This is a genomic window from Agromyces salentinus, assembly GCF_009749395.1.
GTDB classification, from domain to species: Bacteria; Actinomycetota; Actinomycetes; order Actinomycetales; family Microbacteriaceae; genus Agromyces; species Agromyces salentinus.
In genome coordinates this window covers 1-1,559 of sequence record NZ_WBIR01000039.1, presented here as the reverse complement: position 1 = coordinate 1,559, position 1,559 = coordinate 1, and the positions used below count along the sequence as shown (strand labels likewise).

1 protein-coding gene is annotated in these 1,559 nt (G+C 72.6%); it reads right to left on the bottom strand.

Translation table 11 applies throughout. From position 1 onward, the window contains the following. Positions 1-311: 311 nt before the first annotated feature. Positions 312-1,157, bottom strand: coding sequence for an endonuclease domain-containing protein (locus tag GQQ95_RS19255; protein WP_157429224.1), 846 nt, complete (start codon positions 1,155-1,157; stop codon positions 312-314). Between the last annotated feature and the right edge of the window lie 402 nt (positions 1,158-1,559).

The window sequence follows — 1,559 nt, the reverse complement described above, 5'->3', positions numbered from 1 at the left end:
ACCGGGGCGGCGGGCGCCGCGCGCCGCGCGCCGGTGCGCGCGCGCCGGGGGCGGGTGGGGGTGCCCGCGGCATCCGCCCGCCCATCCCGTGTCGGAACGTCTGCACACCACCTCGGACCAGGCGGCATCCTCCCCTGCGCGCATTCGAGGACAGGCAGCATCCGCTGACGTACACCGAAGACAGGAACCGGATGCCGCGTGCCCCCGTCGGTTCCTGTGCACGCATTCGAGGACAGGCGGCATCCGCTGACGTACACCGAAGACAGGAACCGTATGGCGCGTGCCGCCGTCGGTTCCTGTTCCGGCGATGTTCATCGGCGCGGTGGACCGGACGCGAGGAGGGCCCGGATCACGGCGATGCAGCGGTCGAGCTCGTGGAGGACCTGCCGAGCGCCGAACCGGTGCCATCGGTACCCGCGCAGCACGAGCGCGCTGTTGCGCTGACGATCCCGCTCGATCGCCTCGTGGTGGTCGTGCCACGCGGAGCCATCGGCCTCGACGACCAGCCAACCGTCGACGAGGAGGTCGACCCGCCCGACGCCCGCAATGCGGACCTGGCTCTCGACCCGCCAGCCATTCGCCGCGATAGCCGTGCGGAGGATCGACTCGAGTCCCGACTCCGCCGCTGGATCGAGCTTCGTCCGGAGGCGTCGGATGCGGCGCGACATCCGCTCGAGCAGTTCGTCGAGCTGCACCGGCGCGAGGAGGCCGTGGTGCAACGCACTGTCGAGGGTCGCGACGAGGTGATGCCGGTCGGCCACGCGCGGGAGGTACTGCGCGAGGGCCTCGAACGGTGCGACACGCCATTCGCCCGATCCGCGTGACACGCCCTCGCGCCAGAGGCGGTATTCACCGGCGAGCAGGGGCGGAAGCCGGCTCGCCGTGCGCGCGGTCGCGACGCAGACGCCTCCGTCGGCCGTGACCCAGACACCGTACGAGCGGAGGGCGCTCTCGCCGCCGAGGATGCCGCCGCGCGCCACGGCACGCCGTGCCTCGGCGTTCGCGTCCGGCAGCGCGACCCAGGAGCGATCGAGGCGGATGATCGAGCCGGCGTCGACCGCCGTGCGGAGGGCGAGGGGTGCGTGACCGAGGGCGATCAGTCGCCGGCGCGTCGTGATGCCGCCGAAGCGGCGAAGGTCGAACTCGAGATGCGGCATCCGTCGATCGTGTCGACCGCAGCGCCTTCGTGACGGGCCCTGTCCTGCGGTCGAGGCGGGAAGGCTGATCGCCCAGGGTGTGCAGGAGCAGTCGCGGTGCCATGGAAACAGGCACGACCGTCGAAGGCGCGGCGCGTCTTCCTGTGCTCGTGCGCGCCGCGGCGCGTCTTCCTGTGCTCGTGCTGATGAGGGCGCGGCTGCGCGCAACGCGATGGTCGCCGGCGCGCTGGCACGGAAACAGGCACGGCCGCCGGACGCACGGCGCGCCTTCCTGTTTTCGTGCAGGCGCCCGCGTGGCTTCCTGTTTTCGGGCAGACAACGAAGGAAGGGGTGGAACTGCGCAGGCCCGCAGGGCCGCAGGCCCGCAGGGCCGCAGGCCCGCAGGGCCGCAGGCCCGCAGGG